The following is a 274-nucleotide window of genomic DNA, read 5'->3' as shown; positions in this document are numbered from 1 at the left end:
ATGGCGTCACGGCCGTCTGCGCCCTGAACGAGCCGAAGGCTAACAAGAGTGGCGCCAAGAAGTTCAAGGTGCGCGGCTTGTCCATCATCAACGGCGCGCAGACGGTGGCGTCGGCTGCCGAGTTCGGGCGCCAGCATCCGGGCAAGAGCATCGATGGCGCCAAGGTGGTGCTCACTTTGATTAAGGCATCGGCGGACGGCCAGTTTGGGAAGAGCGTGACCAAGGCGCGCAACCACCAGAACCCGGTGCAGACCGCGAACTTCGCCTCGCTGGA

The 274-nt window shown here is 63.9% G+C and carries 1 protein-coding gene; it reads left to right on the top strand.

The window, feature by feature from the left end; genetic code table 11:
- A partial coding sequence (locus KVS69_RS19530; RefSeq protein WP_217539646.1) for an AIPR family protein occupies positions 1-274 on the top strand: 274 nt, incomplete at both ends.

Source organism: Stenotrophomonas sp. GbtcB23, assembly GCF_019091045.1.
Taxonomy (GTDB): domain Bacteria; phylum Pseudomonadota; class Gammaproteobacteria; order Xanthomonadales; family Xanthomonadaceae; genus Stenotrophomonas; species Stenotrophomonas rhizophila_A.
Note: the sequence above shows the minus strand (reverse complement) of the source record. Positions and strands in the feature narration are given on the sequence as shown.